The organism is Grimontia marina, from assembly GCF_900060185.1.
In the GTDB taxonomy this organism is placed as follows: domain Bacteria; phylum Pseudomonadota; class Gammaproteobacteria; order Enterobacterales; family Vibrionaceae; genus Enterovibrio; species Enterovibrio marinus.
The window spans coordinates 1-521 of record NZ_FIZY01000286.1; the positions used below are offsets into that span (position 1 = coordinate 1).

At 57.4% G+C, this 521-nt stretch carries 1 protein-coding gene; it reads left to right on the top strand.

Going from position 1 to position 521, the window contains the following annotated elements:
• Window positions 1-521 (top strand): LamG domain-containing protein (locus GMA8713_RS26450; protein ID WP_157515837.1); only part of this gene is annotated, 521 nt, incomplete at both ends.

Genomic DNA, 521 nt, shown 5'->3' on the forward strand with positions numbered 1-521 from the left:
TAACTGGTCGGAATACGTGGCGTTGACCGCGTCAGAGGAAGAGCCACTGATGAGTGGTGACCATACCCTGGATCTGCGTAGTCTGGAGGCGTATGCCACCACAGGCTATCACGCGTCGGGGAATACCCCGATGACGCTGATGTACTGGGTGAACTACGCGTCAGTGACGGGGGCAGACCGTCAGGTAATGGGCAGCCATGACGGCGGTTACCAGCGCTTCTACCTGGGTATTGACAGGCAGAATGATCATTCATCAGGGATAGGACGCGCCTACAGAGAAAACGATGACTCTGGACTGAGTGCAGAGAGCTGGTCACACCTGGCATTGAGCTATGACCCTGTCACCCGTGAAGGCGTGGTGTACGTTAACGGGCAGGCGGTTCACACCCACAGCTACATCACCTTCAATGAAGCGTCGAGCCGTGCACTGATGCTGGGTGCACGTAACGGCGAGCAGGGTGCAGACAGCTTTATCAACGGGCAGGTAGACGATGTTCAGGTGTGGGGCCGTGCACTGAGCG